This is a genomic window from Erwinia sorbitola (assembly GCF_009738185.1).
Classification (GTDB): domain Bacteria; phylum Pseudomonadota; class Gammaproteobacteria; order Enterobacterales; family Enterobacteriaceae; genus Erwinia; species Erwinia sorbitola.
The window spans coordinates 1,178,129-1,194,906 of the sequence record NZ_CP046509.1 but is presented as its reverse complement, the minus strand read 5'-3'; the positions used below and the strand labels follow the sequence as shown (position 1 = coordinate 1,194,906).

The 16,778-nt window shown below is 50.1% G+C and carries 15 protein-coding genes; 7 read left to right on the top strand and 8 right to left on the bottom strand.

Going from position 1 to position 16,778, the window contains the following annotated elements; all coding sequences use genetic code 11:
- Positions 1-190 precede the first annotated feature (190 nt).
- Both GN242_RS05340 and denD read left to right on the top strand, forming a co-directional pair.
- On the top strand, positions 191-1,510 hold the full coding sequence (locus GN242_RS05340) for an MFS transporter (protein ID WP_156287012.1): 1,320 nt from the start codon (positions 191-193) through the stop codon (positions 1,508-1,510).
- Between the two features lie 16 nt (positions 1,511-1,526).
- The gene (gene denD / locus GN242_RS05335) at positions 1,527-2,501 is read left to right on the top strand and encodes a D-erythronate dehydrogenase (protein WP_156287011.1); all 975 of its coding nucleotides are present in this window, start codon (positions 1,527-1,529) and stop codon (positions 2,499-2,501) included.
- Here denD and GN242_RS05330 read toward each other — a convergent pair.
- Both GN242_RS05330 and GN242_RS05320 read right to left on the bottom strand, forming a co-directional pair.
- A complete protein-coding gene (locus GN242_RS05330; protein WP_154753812.1) occupies positions 2,467-2,973 on the bottom strand; it encodes a helix-turn-helix transcriptional regulator in 507 nt (168 codons plus the stop codon). The genes denD and GN242_RS05330 overlap by 35 nt on opposite strands.
- A 493-nt stretch (positions 2,974-3,466) precedes the next feature.
- The gene (locus GN242_RS05320; RefSeq protein WP_156287009.1) at positions 3,467-4,243 is read right to left on the bottom strand and encodes a DUF3750 domain-containing protein; all 777 of its coding nucleotides are present in this window, start codon (positions 4,241-4,243) and stop codon (positions 3,467-3,469) included.
- 565 nt (positions 4,244-4,808) lie between these two features.
- On the opposite strand from GN242_RS05320, the gene GN242_RS05315 reads away from it, so the two are divergent.
- The 4 genes from GN242_RS05315 to GN242_RS05300 are packed head-to-tail and all read left to right on the top strand — an operon-like array spanning position 4,809 to position 9,261.
- Complete coding sequence (locus tag GN242_RS05315) at positions 4,809-5,933, top strand: FIST N-terminal domain-containing protein (RefSeq protein ID WP_156287008.1); 1,125 nt, start codon at positions 4,809-4,811, stop codon at positions 5,931-5,933.
- 31 nt (positions 5,934-5,964) lie between these two features.
- Positions 5,965-7,026: a sensor histidine kinase gene (locus tag GN242_RS05310; protein ID WP_154753895.1), complete on the top strand. Its 1,062-nt coding sequence runs from the start codon at positions 5,965-5,967 to the stop codon at positions 7,024-7,026.
- A 5-nt stretch (positions 7,027-7,031) separates the two neighbouring features.
- The gene (locus GN242_RS05305; RefSeq protein WP_156288190.1) at positions 7,032-8,129 is read left to right on the top strand and encodes an HDOD domain-containing protein; all 1,098 of its coding nucleotides are present in this window, start codon (positions 7,032-7,034) and stop codon (positions 8,127-8,129) included.
- The gene (locus GN242_RS05300) at positions 8,122-9,261 is read left to right on the top strand and encodes a response regulator (RefSeq protein ID WP_156287007.1); all 1,140 of its coding nucleotides are present in this window, start codon (positions 8,122-8,124) and stop codon (positions 9,259-9,261) included. Before GN242_RS05305 ends, GN242_RS05300 begins: the two co-directional genes overlap by 8 nt.
- A 417-nt stretch (positions 9,262-9,678) precedes the next feature.
- Here the strand turns inward: GN242_RS05300 and GN242_RS05295 are convergent, their stop codons facing one another.
- The 6 genes from GN242_RS05295 to guaB form a co-directional block, all read right to left on the bottom strand.
- Positions 9,679-10,455 carry a hypothetical protein gene (locus GN242_RS05295; protein ID WP_156287006.1) on the bottom strand — a complete coding sequence of 259 codons (777 nt, stop codon included), beginning with the start codon at positions 10,453-10,455 and terminating at the stop codon, positions 9,679-9,681.
- A gap of 148 nt (positions 10,456-10,603) precedes the next feature.
- Entirely contained in the window at positions 10,604-11,263 is a 660-nt protein-coding gene (locus GN242_RS05290) for a hypothetical protein (protein ID WP_156287005.1), read from the bottom strand.
- Positions 11,247-11,723, bottom strand: coding sequence for an integrase domain-containing protein (locus GN242_RS05285; protein ID WP_231617151.1), 477 nt, complete (start codon positions 11,721-11,723; stop codon positions 11,247-11,249). The genes GN242_RS05290 and GN242_RS05285 overlap by 17 nt, the downstream gene beginning before the upstream one ends.
- Before the next feature lie 92 nt (positions 11,724-11,815).
- Complete coding sequence (locus GN242_RS21710) at positions 11,816-11,965, bottom strand: phage integrase N-terminal domain-containing protein (protein ID WP_230320740.1); 150 nt, start codon at positions 11,963-11,965, stop codon at positions 11,816-11,818.
- 126 nt (positions 11,966-12,091) lie between these two features.
- Positions 12,092-13,672, bottom strand: a complete 1,581-nt coding sequence (gene guaA, locus GN242_RS05280) for a glutamine-hydrolyzing GMP synthase (RefSeq protein WP_154753806.1) — start codon at positions 13,670-13,672, stop codon at positions 12,092-12,094.
- Positions 13,673-13,755: 83 nt separating this feature from the next.
- Entirely contained in the window at positions 13,756-15,222 is a 1,467-nt protein-coding gene (gene guaB / locus GN242_RS05275) for an IMP dehydrogenase (RefSeq protein WP_154753805.1), read from the bottom strand.
- Positions 15,223-15,392: 170 nt separating this feature from the next.
- On the opposite strand from guaB, the gene xseA reads away from it, so the two are divergent.
- The gene (gene xseA, locus GN242_RS05270; protein WP_154753804.1) at positions 15,393-16,766 is read left to right on the top strand and encodes an exodeoxyribonuclease VII large subunit; all 1,374 of its coding nucleotides are present in this window, start codon (positions 15,393-15,395) and stop codon (positions 16,764-16,766) included.
- Positions 16,767-16,778 lie beyond the last annotated feature (12 nt).

Sequence of the window (16,778 nt, the reverse complement as noted above, 5' to 3'; positions counted from 1 at the left end):
ATTAATGGTTATTTTCGTGATTAATTACGCAGATTTTCCCTTAAGAAGCACCTATCCTAACAAAAATTAACAACCCTTCTCGTTAGTTTGCCTCTTCTGTGTCGCAGGTTTCCCCTGCGACCACGGGAGCAGGATAACTGTTGCCCGAAGAAAGGATGTGTTCGTACTCTACCCGACAAAGGAAGCACTTATGAATCCATCAACATCGGTACTCACCTCACAGCCTGTCAGCGAAATGGAAGAGAACGCATGGAGGCGAACCGTCTGGCGCATCCTGCCCCTTTTGACCATCTGTTATATCTTTGCTTATCTTGATCGCATTAACGTTGGCATCGCGAAACTGGAGATGTCGAGCGACCTCGCCTTTTCCGAAACAGTTTACGGCTTAGGCGCAGGCATTTTCTTTGTTGGCTTTTTCTTTTTCCAGGTGCCGAGCAATATTGCGCTGCATCGCTTTGGTGCCCGCCGTCTGCTGGCTGTACTGCTGATTTTATGGGCGATAATCGCTCCGCTGACAGCGCTGGTCACCACGCCTTTTCAATTTTATAGCGTGCGTTTTCTGCTCGGGCTGACGGAATCTGGCTTTTATCCCGGAGTCATTCTCTATCTTTCGCTGTGGTTTCCTTCATATCGACGCGGCAAAATGTTTGCCCTGTTTGCAGCCGCTGTTCCATTGTCAGGTCTGTTAGGCGGGCCATTGTCCGGCTGGATAATGACTATTTTTCATAACGCTTATGGATTCACCGGCTGGCAATGGCTGTTTATTATTCAGGGGACACCATCATTGCTGCTCGGGATTCTTGTCTTATGGCTATTACCCGACCGAATAGAACATGCGCACTGGTTAAACACCGACGAAACAGAACTTCTTAAAAACCGCCTGCTGGAAGATGCAGTACAGACATCTCCTTCTGAAAAACAGGTAACTCTGAGCGGCGTACTGCGCAACGGCAAACTGTGGCTGCTGACCTTTATTTACTTCTGCCTGATCGCCGGTTTTTATACTGTCAGCTTCTGGCTACCTACGCTGGTACGTAACGCTGGAGTTGAAGATGTCTTTACCGTTGGCCTGCTGACCACCATTCCTTACGCCGCCGCTATTGTCACCATGATGGTGGCTTCACGCAGCGCCGACAAACACCGTGAGCGCCGCTGGCACCTGGCGATTATTGCCATTATCAGTGGCGCAGGCATGGTGATATCTGCAGTTTTCAGTGACAGCCTGTGGGTTGCCATGTTCGGTCTGACACTGGGAGCGGCTGGAGGGTTAAGTACTCTGCCGCTGTTCTGGAGCCTGCCAACAGCCTTTCTCGGCGGTACGATGGCCGCCATCGGCATCGCGCTGATTAACTCTTTTGGTAACCTGGCAGGTTTTGTTGCCCCCTATCTGATGGGGATCTTATCCGATCTCACCCACTCCACGCTGACCGGAATGTTGATTATCTCCTGCACGCTTTTCGTGGGGGCGGCGGCGATCTTTTTGATCCCCGGCCACATCGTCAACCGCTAACGTAAACGAGGCACTTATGAATATCGTTGTTACCGGCGCTGCCGGATTCCTGGGTAAAAAACTGGTATCTGCACTTCTGGCTAAAGGCTCGCTGTACAATGCTCGCGGAGAGCAACAGGCAATCCGACGCATTACTGCCATTGATATCACACCGCTAAAAGAGTTCGATGACCCGCGGCTCACCGTTCTGTGTGGAGATATCAGTGACCCCTCCGGGCTGGAAACGTTAATAGATGCACACACAGATACTGTGTTTCATCTGGCCGCCGTCGTTTCCGGGCAGGCTGAACAGGATTTTGATCTCGGTATGAAAATCAACGTCGATGCCACCCGCCACATCATGGAAAGGTTACGTTCACTGCCACAATGCATCCGCTTAGTCACCACCAGTTCGGTGGCGGTGTTTGGCGGCCAGCTGCCTGACAAAGTACCTGACGACCAGGTCTGGATGCCGCAGAGCTCCTACGGCACCCAGAAAGCTATTAATGATCTGCTGCTATCAGATTACAGCCGCAAAGGTTTCCTGGACGGGCGCAGTCTGCGGATGCCAACTATCGTTGTTCGCCCCGGCAAACCTAATGCTGCCGCCTCCAGTTTTGCCAGCGGTATTATTCGTGAACCGCTCAACGGTGAAACTGCGAACTGCCCGGTCGCCCCGGACACCCGTCTGTGGCTGATGTCCCCGGCCAGAGCTGTACAGGCGCTGATATCCTGCCATGAACTGAGGCCGGATGCGCTGGACAAGGGGCGGGTAATCAACCTCTGCGGTCTTTCCGTCACGGTAGAAGAGATGCTGGCTTCGCTCAGACGCATCAGCGGCGATGCCGTGCTGTCCCGTATCAGCTATCAGCAAGACCCGACAGTCTCCAGCATCGTGAACTCCTGGCCCGGTGACTTTCAGGCCGACTATGCAAATCGTCTTGGATTTAAAGCAAATGCGTCATTTGATGAAATGGTCAGGGAGTATCTGGCAGAACGCGATGCCGCTTAATCTCTTTGCTGAGATTGAGGTTTAACGCAGCGGCTGCCGCTTCCTGCACGTTAGCAGGAATACGGTAGCCCCCGCGATTTGCAAGCCATGCCAGCACATCGGAAAGATGCCAGATAGTGGCAACACCTTCATGTACCGGGGCCGGAAACGTAAGATAATGCGCCAGCATCAGCTTGCGCATATTTTGCCGCGTAACGCCAATCAGGTCAGCGACTTCCGTCAGACCAACATAATCAGGTGAGACTTCAAACAGTCGCGCATCCTTTAAAACGCTGCTTACCTGCTGTAATGCGCTCTCCATTGCCTGTTGAGCAGACGGAGCCTCGCGGATAAATTCCAGAGCGATACGCCCCGGGATACCCAGGCCAATTAGCGCATCATCACAGCCCGCCGTGGCCAGGCGCCCGATCAGTTCATCGCTGATTTCCGCCTGATCAGATAACTGATATTTCAGTGTAAAGGTGTATTCCATGGCATTTTACTCCTTCCATTGCGTTCAAATTGCTGACGCATTGTGCAGTGATCCACAACCCGCCTGAGCTGCCGTGCATGGTTCAGTGCATTTTTCGGTGTGCTCCACACGCAGCTGATGCAGAACTCTCCGCAGCGACAATGCCCACTGTTCCAGGGACAATATATCTTCCCCCAGGCATGACTGCCGCCGCACACTACCCGCCAGCCCTGCTGTTCAGCATGCTTGAGTACGGCTTCAATTTCCTTGATGGCATGAGAACGACGCGCCATATTTTCCTCCAGTATCAGACGTCACAATAAAGTTGTCAACTGACAACCAAAATAACTTTCGTTATCTTGTGTCGGCTGGAGGGAAAGCACCAGGGTAAATAATATGATCTGCGAAACATGCTGACGGTTAACATTGAGAGTTGCACACAGCCATACAAATCTGAGTGCCTGCTCACAAACAATGCCACTCGTGGGGAAAAATATAACGGTGCATGACAAGATCAGGGGACGGAATTTTCTTTTTGCAAATTATCACTGCCAATCCCACCGATGAAAGGTAAACGCAGCCGCAGCGGAGAGAAACCTAATCCCAGATTCAGCCCGAGGAGATTGATTTCTAAGCCCTCCTCTGCTCCCAGTGTCACCCCCGCAACGCCAAGCACTGAAACCTGAACGCCGCGCCCGGATGGCGGTAATCCTATCGGGTTGAGCAATGAACGATAATCTTTGCCAATCGCATTAGCGGGCAGATCCAGCTTCAGCGCAGGTACTTCACGCCCGATATGTGCCAGGAAGGTATTGCTATTAGGGCCAGGCCAGGCATGGTAGGTCTGCGGCCAGGGATAAGAGGCAATTGCCGCAGTAATCTTGGGGATCATCGCTTCAGCCTCTGCACCGCGATGCTCCACCAGCAGACGTGGTCGCGCACCGTACCAGTAGGCATCCGCTATGTTGCTATTACGGCGCACTTTGTCGCTGCTTCCCCAACTAATAACTTCATAACGATTGTAACGGGTTTCCCCGGCACGTTTATAGATAATCCACGGGTGTACTGCCACCGCGCCTTTCCAGCCATAGGTCGGAGCGGCATAAACCTGAACGATCGCCATACGTGAATAGCGTTGCGGATCGGGGGCCTGGCCAGATGAGTCTCGTCGCGCGGTTGCCCAGCTCTCGCCGCCAGACTCATTGTAACGTGATGCCTGGGCCAGACTTGCTGCTAACGATAGTAATGTAATGCAGAGCAAAATCAGGCTCAGAGCTTTCAGTGAAAACATAGTAAGCTTCCTGGAAAAGTGAATAAGCAGCATCTGTCATTTCATGTGGTTTAGCACTGATTTATTTATCAATTACAACAGTGTCCTCTCAAGCATACTTCAGTATCTACCGGGCTAAAATTAATTTTCCACGAAACTATCTCTGCCAGGGGATCTTTCATTTTAATCTATAACCGGCGATCTGGATCACAGTATTTGCGTTCGGTTAAAACTGAATTTAGGAGGTTTTACAAATAAAATATCTTTCTAAGCCAAATCACCGCCTGCAAATTGATCTCAAAAATGAGAACACTTTAAAAAATTGCTGTTAAATGAAGCCTGCGAATCATCCCATACCGAAAAACAGTATTACTCTTTAATTAACGATATGAAAACAAAGGATTTAATATTATAAACGCTCGTCTCATAAATACAAAAAAGCAGCTCTTAAAAAGGGCCTTTACCTGTTTGCTATTTATCCGACAAAGTCATAATCTGGCTTAACAGAGCAATCTTACAGAATTTCTTATGAATGCATTCCTGATCCCCAGGCGAAAGTTTCAAATTTGAAACAGGAGAACTCGTCGTGAATACTCAACCCAAATATGCCAGTAGTGCGTTGCAGGATCCGGTCGCGGCGGTGGCCGAGTTTGCCAGCCAGTTAAATAATAAAGATATCGACACTGTTCTGTTCTTTTGTTCTCCGGATTACGACCTGGAGGTGCTGGGTCAGGAATTGAAAAAAACTTTTACTCGCTCATGTATTGGCTGTACCTCCTCAGGCCAGATTGGCACGGAGGGGTTCCAACACTCCGGGCTGGTTGGCATCGGGCTGGGCAGAGGCTTTCGCACTCACTCATTTATCATTCAGCCTTTGGTTGAGTACAGTGCGGTGGTTGCTGATATTGCAGAAACTATCCGCTCTGACACTGAGGCCAGACCTAATATGCAGCGCTTCGGCCTGTTACTGGTTGACGGCCTTTCAATGGCCGAAGAACACCTGGCCGCTAACCTCTACCAACAAATTGGCAATGTTCCCATTATAGGTGGTTCAGCGGGGGATGATCTGCGATTTGAAAAGACTCATATTTATGATGGTAACGGGCATTTTATTTCCAATGCTGCGGTATTCGCAGTCGTTGAAACCCATAATCCAGTTGCCACCTTCAAAGTTCAGCACTTCGAGCCAAGTGAAGTAGAACTTATTATCACCGAGGCTGACCCGGAGAAACGTCTTATTCTGGAGATAAACGGCGAACCAGCGGCCCAGGTATATGCTGAAGCTCTGGGTCTGGAGGTGCATGAATTAACCCCTACCGTTTTCTCACGTAATCCCCTGGTGCTCTCCTTTGGTGATGAACCTTATGTTCGTTCTATACAGAAAATAAACGAAGACCTTTCGATCACTTGCTACTGTGCAATTGAGGAAGGATTGATCGTCGCTATTGGCGCGGCAAAAGATCCGGTGCAAACCTTCAGGCAGGCTTTTGCAAAAGTGCGCGAAATCATCCCAGAACCCACTGTTATCATCGGTTGTGATTGTATTCTGCGCCGTCTCCAGTTTGAGCAGGAAGGGCTTCAGCAGCAGATCGGTAGTGTCATGATAGAGAACCGGGTCGTTGGTTTTTCGACCTACGGTGAGCAGTACAACGGCTTACACGTAAATCAAACGTTCACCGGCGTGGCAATTGGAGGAAAACACAGTGCATGAAGACACCATTCCAGCAGCGCCTGTAGCGGAAATGTCCGCCTCTGATTACCAGCGTAAGCTCGCTGCGCGCGATAAAACCATCGACGTGCTTAAACGCCGTATTGCACAAGAGGCAAGGCAAAACCATGCGACACCTTTTGCCATTATGGAGCAGAACGTAGGTCTTGAAAAAGTGGTCGCGCACAAGACTAAGGAGCTGGAGAACGAGCGGCATGAACTTGAAAAAGCGCTGCTCGAGTTGCGTTTTACTCAGACTCAACTGCTTCAGGCCCAGAAGATGGAATCCATTGGTCAGCTTGCCGCTGGTATCGCCCATGAGATCAATACACCTACTCAGTACGTCTCCGATAACGTAGGGTTTGTTAAAGGGGCCACCGTCTCGCTGCTCAAGCTACTGGATGCCGCGCTGCTGCTGGCGGATACCGCACGGGTAAAAATGGCTGATGATCCCGTGATGGCAGAGTTCGATGCAGCCCTCAAGCGATCCAAAATGGATTTCCTTCGCCGCCAGATCCCCGGCGCTCTGGACGAATCTCTGGAAGGTCTGGGGCATATCGCCAAAATCGTCTCCGCAATGAAGGAGTTTTCTCATCCTTCACTCGATAAAAAAGAGCGGGTTGATATACGCGAAGTCATTAACACCACGGTGACCGTCGCCCGCAATGAATGGAAGTACGTGGCAGAACTTGAAACACAGTTCGCGGAGAACTTGCAACCGGTTCCCTGCCTGCGCGATATGATTGGCCAGGCTATTCTTAACCTGGTAGTGAATGCTGCGCATGCCATTGCTGACACAATCAAAGAAGGTGTCAGAGAAAAGGGCCGCATCATTATTTCCACCGCCCTGGATGGCGAGTATATGGAGATTCGGGTTAAAGATGATGGCTCCGGCATCCCTGCTGCGATCCGTGAACGCATTTTTGACCCTTTTTTCACCACAAAAGCCGTTGGAAAAGGTACAGGGCAGGGGCTGGCCATTGTCTACTCAACAGTGGTGGACAAACACAACGGGCGGATTAGCTGTGAATCGGAAGAAGGTGTGGGGACAACATTTATCCTGAGGTTGCCGCTCAACAGCCAGAACGAGGAGTAACCGTGATGCAAGTGATGTTCGTCGATGATGAAAGTCGGGTGCTGTCGGGTATTGAACGAGCCCTGATGATATTCGATGCGGAGTGGGAATGTCGCTTTGCCAACAGCGGGCATGAAGCGCTGGAAATGCTGAATGAAGTGCCGGCTGACGTGGTCGTTTCCGATATGCGAATGCCTTTTATGGATGGTGCGGAATTGCTGACGCAGGTACGCAACCGCTGGCCGGGCACAATTCGTATTATTCTGTCTGGCTATTCTGAACCCGATGCTACCCTGCGTATGCTGGATGTTGCCCATCGTTTCGTTTCGAAACCTTGTGACAGCACAGTGCTGCTGACCATGGTAAGCAGCGCTCTGGCGCTGCGCGATATGTTCCAGGATCCGGCGGTAGTCAATATCGTAGGCCGTATCAGCCGGTTACCCGCCGCCCCAAAGGTGTTCAACGAAGTGTGTCGCCTGATTGCCGATCCTGGCAGCGATACCCGGCAGATCGCCGAAGTTCTTGGCAGCGATCCGGCCCTCAGTGCCAAGATTATGCAGCTGGCCAATTCGGCCTATTTTTCCAGAGGCCATCATATTCATGATATTGGCAACGCCATCACTCACCTGGGGCTGGAACAGGTCAAACTGCTGGTTCTTGCTTCAAATATTTTCTCTGAAGCGGGAACGGATCCTTATATAGACCAATTACAACGACGTGCCCTGCTCGCTTCAACGCTGGCTGCCCGTATTTCCGGTCACCTGGGCGTGGAGTCGACCGCCGCGCTGCTTGCTCATATTGCGCTACTTATCCCTGAAATGAGGGAACCTGAGTATGCAGCAACAAAAACGCGCGGAAACACTCCGTTATATGCCGCTGTAGGTGCTTATCTGCTGGCTCTGTGGGGCTTGCCGATGGACATTGTTGAAGCGGTGGCGGATCACGCACACCCTGCTCTTTTAACGGATAATAAATTCGGCGTGACCGGCACCGTACATATCGCGGTCGCCCTCGCCAACAACGTTGTCCCGGATGCGGACTATCTCGAACACACTGGCGTTCTCCATCAACTGCCTGCCTGGCAGGAGATGCTCGCCCACACGCAGGAAAATTTAGATGACTGATACCGCCTTACCCCGGGTGCTGTGCGTAGACGATGAACCCAATGTGCTTGCGGCGATGGAGCGTAATCTATTCGGTGAATTTGATGTGGTGACCGCATTAAGTGGCGATGCGGGCCTGCGCACTATTTCCTGGAGCGAACCTTTCGCCGTGATCATGTCGGATATGCGTATGCCCGGTATGGACGGGGCAACTTTTCTCGCCAAAGCACGGGAAGTTTCCCCTGACAGCGTACGCGTTCTCCTTACCGGTCAGGCCGATGTGGAGTCTTCCATTGCTGCCATTAACAAAGGGGCTATATTCCGCTATCTCTGCAAGCCCTGCGCGCGCGAAGATCTCAGTTCAGCGCTTAATGATGCTGTTAATCAGTACCGTCTGGTGCGTGCAGAGAAAGAACTGCTGGCTACAACCCTTACCGCTTCCGTTAAAACCATGACAGAGGTGCTGGCGATGGTGGCCCCATGGGCTTTTCAGCGGGCAGCTTTTGCCCAGTCCTGTGTTCAGCATGCACTGCCAAAACTCGACTGGGCTGACGGATGGATCTACACCATTGCCGCATCACTGAGCCAGATTGGTTGTGTCGGTATTCCTGCGGATATCATGAAGGCCGATGCCGCGCAGAGAACGCTCACTGACGATGAGAAAAAACTGTTGCAGGAACATCCTGACGTGGCCAGCCGTTTAGTTGCAGGCATTCCACGGCTTGAGCGGGTAGCCGAGATTATCCGACACCAGGCCAAAGAAGCCCCGACCAGTGCCCCAGTAGAAGTTATCCGTGGTTCTCAGCTCCTTCGTGCCGCTCTTGAACTTGAACGCCACCTGGCACGCGGCGAGAGCCTGGAGCGCCCGTGGGAGGTCATGCGTGCCGCACGGCCTCCCATTCCTGAGTACATTATTAAATCGCTGTCAGATTTTCGCGCTAACATAGCCGGTGTGCGCTCCGCGCGTATTCGTGAACTGGTTCCGGGATGGGTGGTGGATGAGGATATTTTGACAACCAACGGGCTGATGGTTCTCACCAAGGGGCATGAGCTCACTGATACCGCCATTTCTGCGCTGCAACGTCTTCTTGCCGCAAACGCCGTCAGGGAGCCTATCCGCGTACGCGGGCTACCGGATGGTGCGGCATCGTAGCGATCTTTTAACAGCAGATAACCCAGTAATAACGACAAAAAAGCCCGCAGTTACGCGGGCTTCGTCATACTTAAATACCACCAAATTTCTGGCGGTAACAGAACGGGTTTATTCCCACCCGATTGTTGCATTTAATTATTTTCAAATAAAAATAAAACGGCTATAAAAATAACTTAGATTTATACCGTTGAAAACACCGTAAATTGTTAATAGATGAAAAACTCAATAAAATCAATCTAACTTTAGGTGCTCATAATGAAGGCGATCAAAATATTTTCAAAAGGGTTTGTCTTGCCTATGATTTTGACTTTCCCTTTCTTAAAAATTAAATTAGCTCCTGATAATTACATAAATTTAATTATCAATAGCTAATCAATATAGTGTCTGTACAAAAATTGGAGTGCAATATAAGTATAGTCAAAGGCCCAAGCGATGTCGCTGCTCTTTCGATAAAGGATTTTTCAAAGCATCTTGGCATGCTGCCTCACACTTGCGCCAAAATTCATAGTGAAATCTACGTAATACAATTCCGATCATTGCGTTAAATTTAACCCAAAATATATATCGCACCGCTCCCAAACTTATTGAGCTTCGAAAGCCTGTGGGGTTTTGTGTTTTTGAGTCAAAGGGAACAATAAGCCCTCCGTGCCCTGCGAATTGATGCTCTACGAATCTATCACGATAAGCCTCATAGGTCGGATCTATATCAATGTATAGAAAGACAATATTCCGACTCGTCTTTCCCATAGCGAATTCGCAAGCTTCCAATGGGCGGGGGCCAGATGATTCAGCGACATGGCAACATAGTATTTTGGAAAAATATCTAAATATATTGAGATATGCCTCTGAGCCAAAATTATATTGTGGAAAATTAAATACTAATGAAGGATCTCGCCCTTCTGATAAAAGCGAGGAGACCAAAGCATGAAACCGATCGAATTCATGATCAGCAGCCTGTGTGCGAGTACTATTACATAAAGAACACATTCGAGCTGAGAAGTGAAAAGCTTGAGACTTCGGGCCTTGTGCCGAACGAAGAGTTCTTTCTCCATCGAAATTACCGATAACCATCGCATCCTTCCCGAAGATTTTTCGCAAGGCCGAAGCTTTTATTTTGTGTTCTCCAGTGAGCGACTCACTAGATCCGCACAAACAACAACTATCTGCTTGGTACGGTTCGAAAAATATTCCCATCAAAAATCTCCAAACGTATTGGAAGCTATAAATCCGGTTGTAGAACCTTCTGAGCTGCTCTCCTATTGATTAACACACAATGATGTTAGTAATACTTCATTCTATGTGAGGTTTCCAGACAAATTAAAGAAACCTTCTTTCCAAATCATTATATTTTTATTTTTATAATCAAATCAGCAAATGATTTTGGAACTTTTTCTTGGTCATCAGTCCACTTCAAGGTATGGTTATTTTCTTTTAATACCTTAATGAAATCATTAATATCTTCTGCTGTACTATTTGTAAAAATATATAACTTTCTTAAAGTTTTATCTTGTGGTTTTTTGTTATCAGGAAGCTTTATTACACCAATAAGAATTGTTCTTTCCGCTTCATCAACTGTGTCTTTTAATTCATCCCTAACATCAGGCCAAACGCGCCTCAATGTATTAACATTTTCTTGCTCTGGTAACTCTTGTGGAATACTATTATTTAATTCTAATAGAAGCTGTTCAAAACTAAAATTCCCTCGCCCTGCTACTAATTGAAGCTCGTCGACCATTAATTTTTCTTGTCTCTCATTTAAAAAAACTTTAAAGTCACCATTTCTACGACTTCCATATAACTTTAGTTTTAATAAAGAGTTCATATGACGAAGATATACAAAAAGATTCTCACCTGAAGTCTTTTTATCTTCGGGTGAAAAAAAGATCATAAAAACAAAACATCCTCTTCCTACAACAAGTTCAAAGGCAATTGTTGGTTTTCTTTCCAACCATGCTTTAGAATAAACGGCCTGTAATTGATTAAAGTTAAAATTCACACTCATATTCATCACCATCCTTGTCTTGAATAAAATTACTTAGAAAAAATTTCACCGCCACAACCTCAACCCTCTCATGCCCCAGCTCCCGACTAATCGTCTGTCTGGCAAAGGCATCTTTAATCTGTTGCTCGGGAGTCAGTTCTTTCCTCCCTGCCCCACGCGCCTTAGGTACTTGCCAGCCAGTCAGGACTTTATATCTTGCTTGTGCATAAGCATGTCGCAAACCGTGCATTTTATTTAATCCTGCTCTTTGGCACTGTCCATCATATACATTACGTTGTTGAATATAACTCTTATCAACAGGAATAAGCGAACCTTTATAGGCAAGTTTGTGCACTTCATCAAGCATATACCGTTGCTTTGCCGTCAAAATTGGGGTCGTTCTTTCGCGGCCTCCTTTTGTCCAACTGCCTTTTAATTGAACATGATCGCCTTTATCAGCATATGCGGACTGGAAGTTGATCGACTCCTCTCGTCTTAAGCCAAACTCCTATTGTAATATCAAACTCATACGTACATGAGGATCGGTTTTCAATGTCTAATTGAATATTGTGTTTAGGGATCGCTCCCCTTTTTACCGACTTTTTCAGCCCACCAACGTAGATGTGCCATGCGATTTTTAATCGTACCTGTTGATAATTTTTGCTCCTGCCACTGCTTAACTAAATAGGTAATATGTTTAGTTTTTAGAGAAGAAGAACGCATATTTCTAAAACATAACGGTACGGTGTATATGAGACTACTTTGGATTCCATGAAACAAAAAAGCCAGCTATCTTTATGATAAAACTGGCTTTTTATACTAAATGACACTCAATGGGACACTAAAGGTTTATTCCCACTCAATCGTCGCCGGTGGTTTACCTGAAATATCGTAAACCACACGGGAAATACCGTCGACTTCATTGATGATGCGGTTGGATACGCGGCCGAGGAAGTCATATGGCAGGTGTGCCCAGTGTGCGGTCATAAAGTCGATAGTCTCGACGGCCCGCAGGGAAACCACCCAGTCATATTTACGACCATCTCCCATCACGCCCACAGAGCGTACCGGCAGGAAGACGGTAAAGGCCTGGCTGACTTTGTTGTACAAATCGGCTTTATGCAGCTCTTCAATAAAGATGGCATCCGCACGACGCAGCAGATCGCAATACTCTTTTTTCACTTCGCCCAGTACGCGCACACCTAAACCTGGGCCCGGGAACGGATGACGGAACAGCATGGCATGTGGCAGACCGAGTTCCAGACCGATTTTACGTACTTCATCTTTGAACAGCTCACGCAGCGGTTCAACCAGGCCCATCTTCATCTCTTTTGGCAGGCCGCCCACGTTGTGATGCGATTTGATCACATGCGCTTTGCCAGTGGCAGAAGCGGCTGATTCAATCACATCTGGATAGATCGTACCCTGCGCCAGCCACTTCACGTCTTCCAGCTTCAGCGCTTGCTCGTCAAAGACTTCCACAAATACGCGGCCAATAATTTTACGCTTGGCTTCCGGTTCATCCGTTCCTGCCAGCGCGTCGAGGAAGCGTTTTTCGCCTTCCACATGGATGATGTTCAGACCGAAGTGATCGCCAAACATCTCCATCACCTGTTCAGCTTCGTTCAGTCGCAGCAGGCCGTTATCAACAAATACGCAGGTCAGACGGTCGCCAATGGCACGATGCAGCAGCATTGCGGTCACGGAGGAGTCAACACCACCGGATAGACCCAGAATGACTTTATCGTTACCCACCTGCACACGCAGACGTTCAACGGCATCTTCAATGATTTTTGCCGGAGTCCACAGGGCTTCACACTGGCAAATATCCAGCACGAAGCGCTCCAGAAGACGCAGCCCCTGGCGGGTATGAGTCACTTCAGGGTGGAACTGAACACCATAGAAACGCTTCTCTTCGTTGGCCATAATGGCAAACGGACAGGTTTCAGTGCTGGCAACGGTGACGAAATCAGACGGGATAGCGGTAACTTTGTCGCCGTGGCTCATCCAGACGTCCAGCAGCGGCTTACCAGCCGGGCTGATGGCATCTTCAATATCGCGAATCAATGCGCTGTTAGTCTGTACTTCAACCTGTGCATAACCGAATTCACGCTCAGTCGAACCTTCAACCTGACCGCCCAGCTGCATTGCCATGGTCTGCATGCCGTAGCACACGCCCAGAACCGGAACGCCTGCGTTAAAGACATAGTCAGGCGCGCGAGGGCTGTCGTGCTCGGTGGTGCTTTCCGGGCCACCAGAGAGGATGATGCCGTTCGGGTTAAAACCACGAATCTGCTCTTCGGTAACGTCCCACGCCCACAGTTCACAGTAGACACCCAGCTCACGCACGCGGCGGGCAACCAGCTGCGTATATTGAGAACCGAAGTCGAGGATCAGGATGCGATGTTTATGAATATTTTCCGTCGTCATTGGGCTATTCCAGCGATGTAATACAAATTCGGGAGAAGGAGTAAAACGCCCGGCTCAGGAGCCGGGCATGCAGTACAGGGTTATCAGGAACCCATACGGTAGTTCGGGGACTCTTTGGTGATGGTCACGTCATGCACATGGCTTTCCTGAATCCCGGCACCGCTGATGCGAACAAATTCCGCTTTGGTGCGCAGTTCGTCGATAGTAGCACAGCCGGTCAGACCCATACAGGAACGCAGGCCGCCCATTTGCTGATGCACGATCGCTTTCAGGAAGCCCTTATAAGCTACACGACCTTCGATACCTTCCGGCACCAGTTTGTCAGCGGCATTATCGGTCTGGAAGTAACGGTCGGAAGAACCTTTAGACATCGCGCCCAGAGAACCCATTCCGCGGTAAGACTTGAATGAACGGCCCTGGTAGAGTTCGATTTCGCCCGGAGATTCATCGGTTCCGGCCAGCATAGAGCCAACCATAACGGCTGCGGCACCGGCGGCGATAGCTTTGGCGATATCGCCAGAGAAGCGAATACCACCATCAGCAATAACCGGAATACCGGTACCTTCCAGCGCTTCAACCGCGTCTGAGACGGCGGTAATCTGTGGAACACCAACGCCGGTAACGATGCGGGTGGTACAGATTGAACCAGGGCCGATACCCACTTTCACCGCGCTCACGCCTGCTTCTACCAGCGCCAGAGCACCCGCACCGGTCGCAACGTTGCCACCGAGGATTTGCAGGTCAGGATATTTAGCACGAGTTTCACGGATACGTTGCAGTACGCCTTCAGAGTGACCGTGGGAAGAGTCGATCAGCAGAACATCAACACCCGCCGCAACCAGCGCATCAACGCGCTCTTCGTTACCGGCACCCGCGCCAACAGCAGCACCCACGCGCAGGCGACCATGCTCGTCTTTACAGGCGTTAGGTTTACGTTCAGCTTTCTGGAAGTCTTTTACAGTGATCATGCCCAGCAGGTGGAAACTGTCATCCACTACCAGCGCTTTCTCTACGCGTTTTTCGTGCATTTTGTGCAGTACGACTTCGCGGGCTTCACCCTCTTTCACCGTAACCAGGCGCTCTTTCGGCGTCATCACCGCAGAAACCGGCAGGCTCAGGTCAGTAACAAAACGAACGTCACGGCCGGTAATAATACCCACCAATTCGTTTTCGCCGTTAACGACCGGATAACCGGCAAAACCGTTACGTTCGGTGAGGATCTTCACTTCGCTCAGAGCAGTGGTTGGCAACACGGTCTGCGGGTCAGTTACTACGCCGCTTTCATGTTTCTTCACCTTGCGAACTTCTTCAGCCTGGCGCTCGATGGACATATTTTTATGAATAAAGCCCAGACCACCTTCCTGCGCCAGTGCAATGGCCAGACCTGCTTCGGTCACGGTATCCATAGCAGCGGACAACATAGGAATGTTCAGACGGATGGTTTTTGTAAGCTGGGTACTGAGGTCGGCCGTGTTTGGCAGGACAGTGGAATGTGCAGGAACGAGCAGAACGTCGTCAAATGTCAGGGCTTCTTTAGTGATTCTTAGCATGGCAATATCTCAACCTCAGGGTGAATGAGAACTTGTAAAATATTGCCGCGGCATTATACAGGGCGTAATCGATTGCCTCCAGCATTATTTACGAAAAACTCTTGATCCCCTGAGCAAGCCATGTAGTATCGATTAATTAACCCTCTGATTTAAAGTTTGATCTTCATCACATGTCGCTACCTCCAACCGCCAATATTTTTACCGTCAGCCGTCTCAATACGACAGTGCGCAAGCTGCTGGAGATGGAAATGGGCCAGGTCTGGTTGAGCGCGGAGATCTCGAATTTCTCCCAGCCCTCTTCCGGTCACTGGTATTTCACTTTGAAGGATGATGGTGCCCAGGTTCGCTGCGCGATGTTTCGTAACAGCAACCGCCGAGTGACCTTCCGCCCGCAAAATGGCCAGCAGATTTTGGTGCGCGCCACCATAACCCTGTATGAACCACGCGGCGACTATCAGCTGATTGCAGAAAGTATGCAGCCCGCTGGCGATGGCCTGTTGCAGCAGCAGTTTGAGCAGTTAAAACAGCGACTGATGCTGGAAGGTCTGTTTGAGCAGCAGCATAAACAGCCGCTGCCGGAACCGGCGCGCCAGGTCGGGGTGATTACCTCTGCCAGCGGTGCTGCGCTACACGACGTGCTACGCGTGCTACAGCGTCGTGACCCTTCACTGCCGGTGGTTATCTACCCGACGCAGGTACAGGGCGCAGAAGCGCCCTCAGGCATCGTACGGGCCATTGAGCTGGCAAACGCCCGCAATGAGTGTGATGTACTGATTGTAGGACGCGGCGGCGGATCGCTGGAAGACCTGTGGAGTTTTAACGACGAACGTGTCGCCAGGGCGATTTATGCCAGCCGCATTCCGATCGTCAGCGCCGTCGGCCATGAAACCGATGTTACTATCGCCGACTTCGTAGCCGATCTGCGCGCCCCTACCCCGTCTGCGGCAGCGGAGCTGGTCAGCCGTAATCAGATTGAACTGCTGCGCCAGTTGCAGTCGCAGCAGCAGCGGCTGGAAATGGCAATGGATTATTATCTTGCGCAGCAGCAGCGTACGTTTACCCGCATCCAGCATCGGCTGCAACAGCAGCATCCTCAGCTACGCCTCGCCCGTCAGCAGACCGCGCTGATGAAGCTCCAGCGGCGTCTTGATGATGCGATGCAGCTGCGGCTGCGTCAGGCTGTGCGCCAGCAGGAACGCATCGGGCTGCGTCTGAGCGCTATCCGTCCGGAGATGCGCGTACAGCGGGCCGGGCAGCAGCTACAGCAGTGGCATTACCGCTTGCAACAGGCGATGCAGCAGCAGCTCAATGTAAATAAACAGCGTTTCGGTAGCCTTGCTGCGCAGCTGGAAGGCGTCAGCCCGCTGGCGACACTGGCACGCGGTTTCAGCGTGACGACGGCTGCTGACGGCCAGGTGGTGAAAAAAACCAAACAGCTGCACCCTGGCGATACGCTTAAAACGCGTCTCGACGACGGCTGGGTGGAGAGTGAAGTTACCGTTATCACTCCGGTGAAAAAGACGCGTAAACGTAACCCGTCCTGATCCCCTCTATTC

Excerpts from the sequence above, each read along its gene's own strand:
- GN242_RS05305 (WP_156288190.1), top strand. The coding sequence starts at position 7,032 with ATGCAAGTGATGTTCGTCGATGATGAAAGTCGGGTGCTGTCGGGTATT.
- GN242_RS05330 (WP_154753812.1), bottom strand. The coding sequence starts at position 2,973 with ATGGAATACACCTTTACACTGAAATATCAGTTATCTGATCAGGCGGAA.
- GN242_RS05340 (WP_156287012.1), top strand. The coding sequence starts at position 191 with ATGAATCCATCAACATCGGTACTCACCTCACAGCCTGTCAGCGAAATG.
- xseA (WP_154753804.1), top strand. The coding sequence starts at position 15,393 with ATGTCGCTACCTCCAACCGCCAATATTTTTACCGTCAGCCGTCTCAAT.
- guaB (WP_154753805.1), bottom strand. The coding sequence starts at position 15,222 with ATGCTAAGAATCACTAAAGAAGCCCTGACATTTGACGACGTTCTGCTC.
- GN242_RS21710 (WP_230320740.1), bottom strand. The coding sequence starts at position 11,965 with ATGCGTTCTTCTTCTCTAAAAACTAAACATATTACCTATTTAGTTAAG.
- GN242_RS05320 (WP_156287009.1), bottom strand. The coding sequence starts at position 4,243 with ATGTTTTCACTGAAAGCTCTGAGCCTGATTTTGCTCTGCATTACATTA.
- GN242_RS05295 (WP_156287006.1), bottom strand. The coding sequence starts at position 10,455 with ATGGGAATATTTTTCGAACCGTACCAAGCAGATAGTTGTTGTTTGTGC.
- GN242_RS05290 (WP_156287005.1), bottom strand. The coding sequence starts at position 11,263 with ATGAGTGTGAATTTTAACTTTAATCAATTACAGGCCGTTTATTCTAAA.
- GN242_RS05310 (WP_154753895.1), top strand. The coding sequence starts at position 5,965 with ATGTCCGCCTCTGATTACCAGCGTAAGCTCGCTGCGCGCGATAAAACC.
- guaA (WP_154753806.1), bottom strand. The coding sequence starts at position 13,672 with ATGACGACGGAAAATATTCATAAACATCGCATCCTGATCCTCGACTTC.
- denD (WP_156287011.1), top strand. The coding sequence starts at position 1,527 with ATGAATATCGTTGTTACCGGCGCTGCCGGATTCCTGGGTAAAAAACTG.
- GN242_RS05300 (WP_156287007.1), top strand. The coding sequence starts at position 8,122 with ATGACTGATACCGCCTTACCCCGGGTGCTGTGCGTAGACGATGAACCC.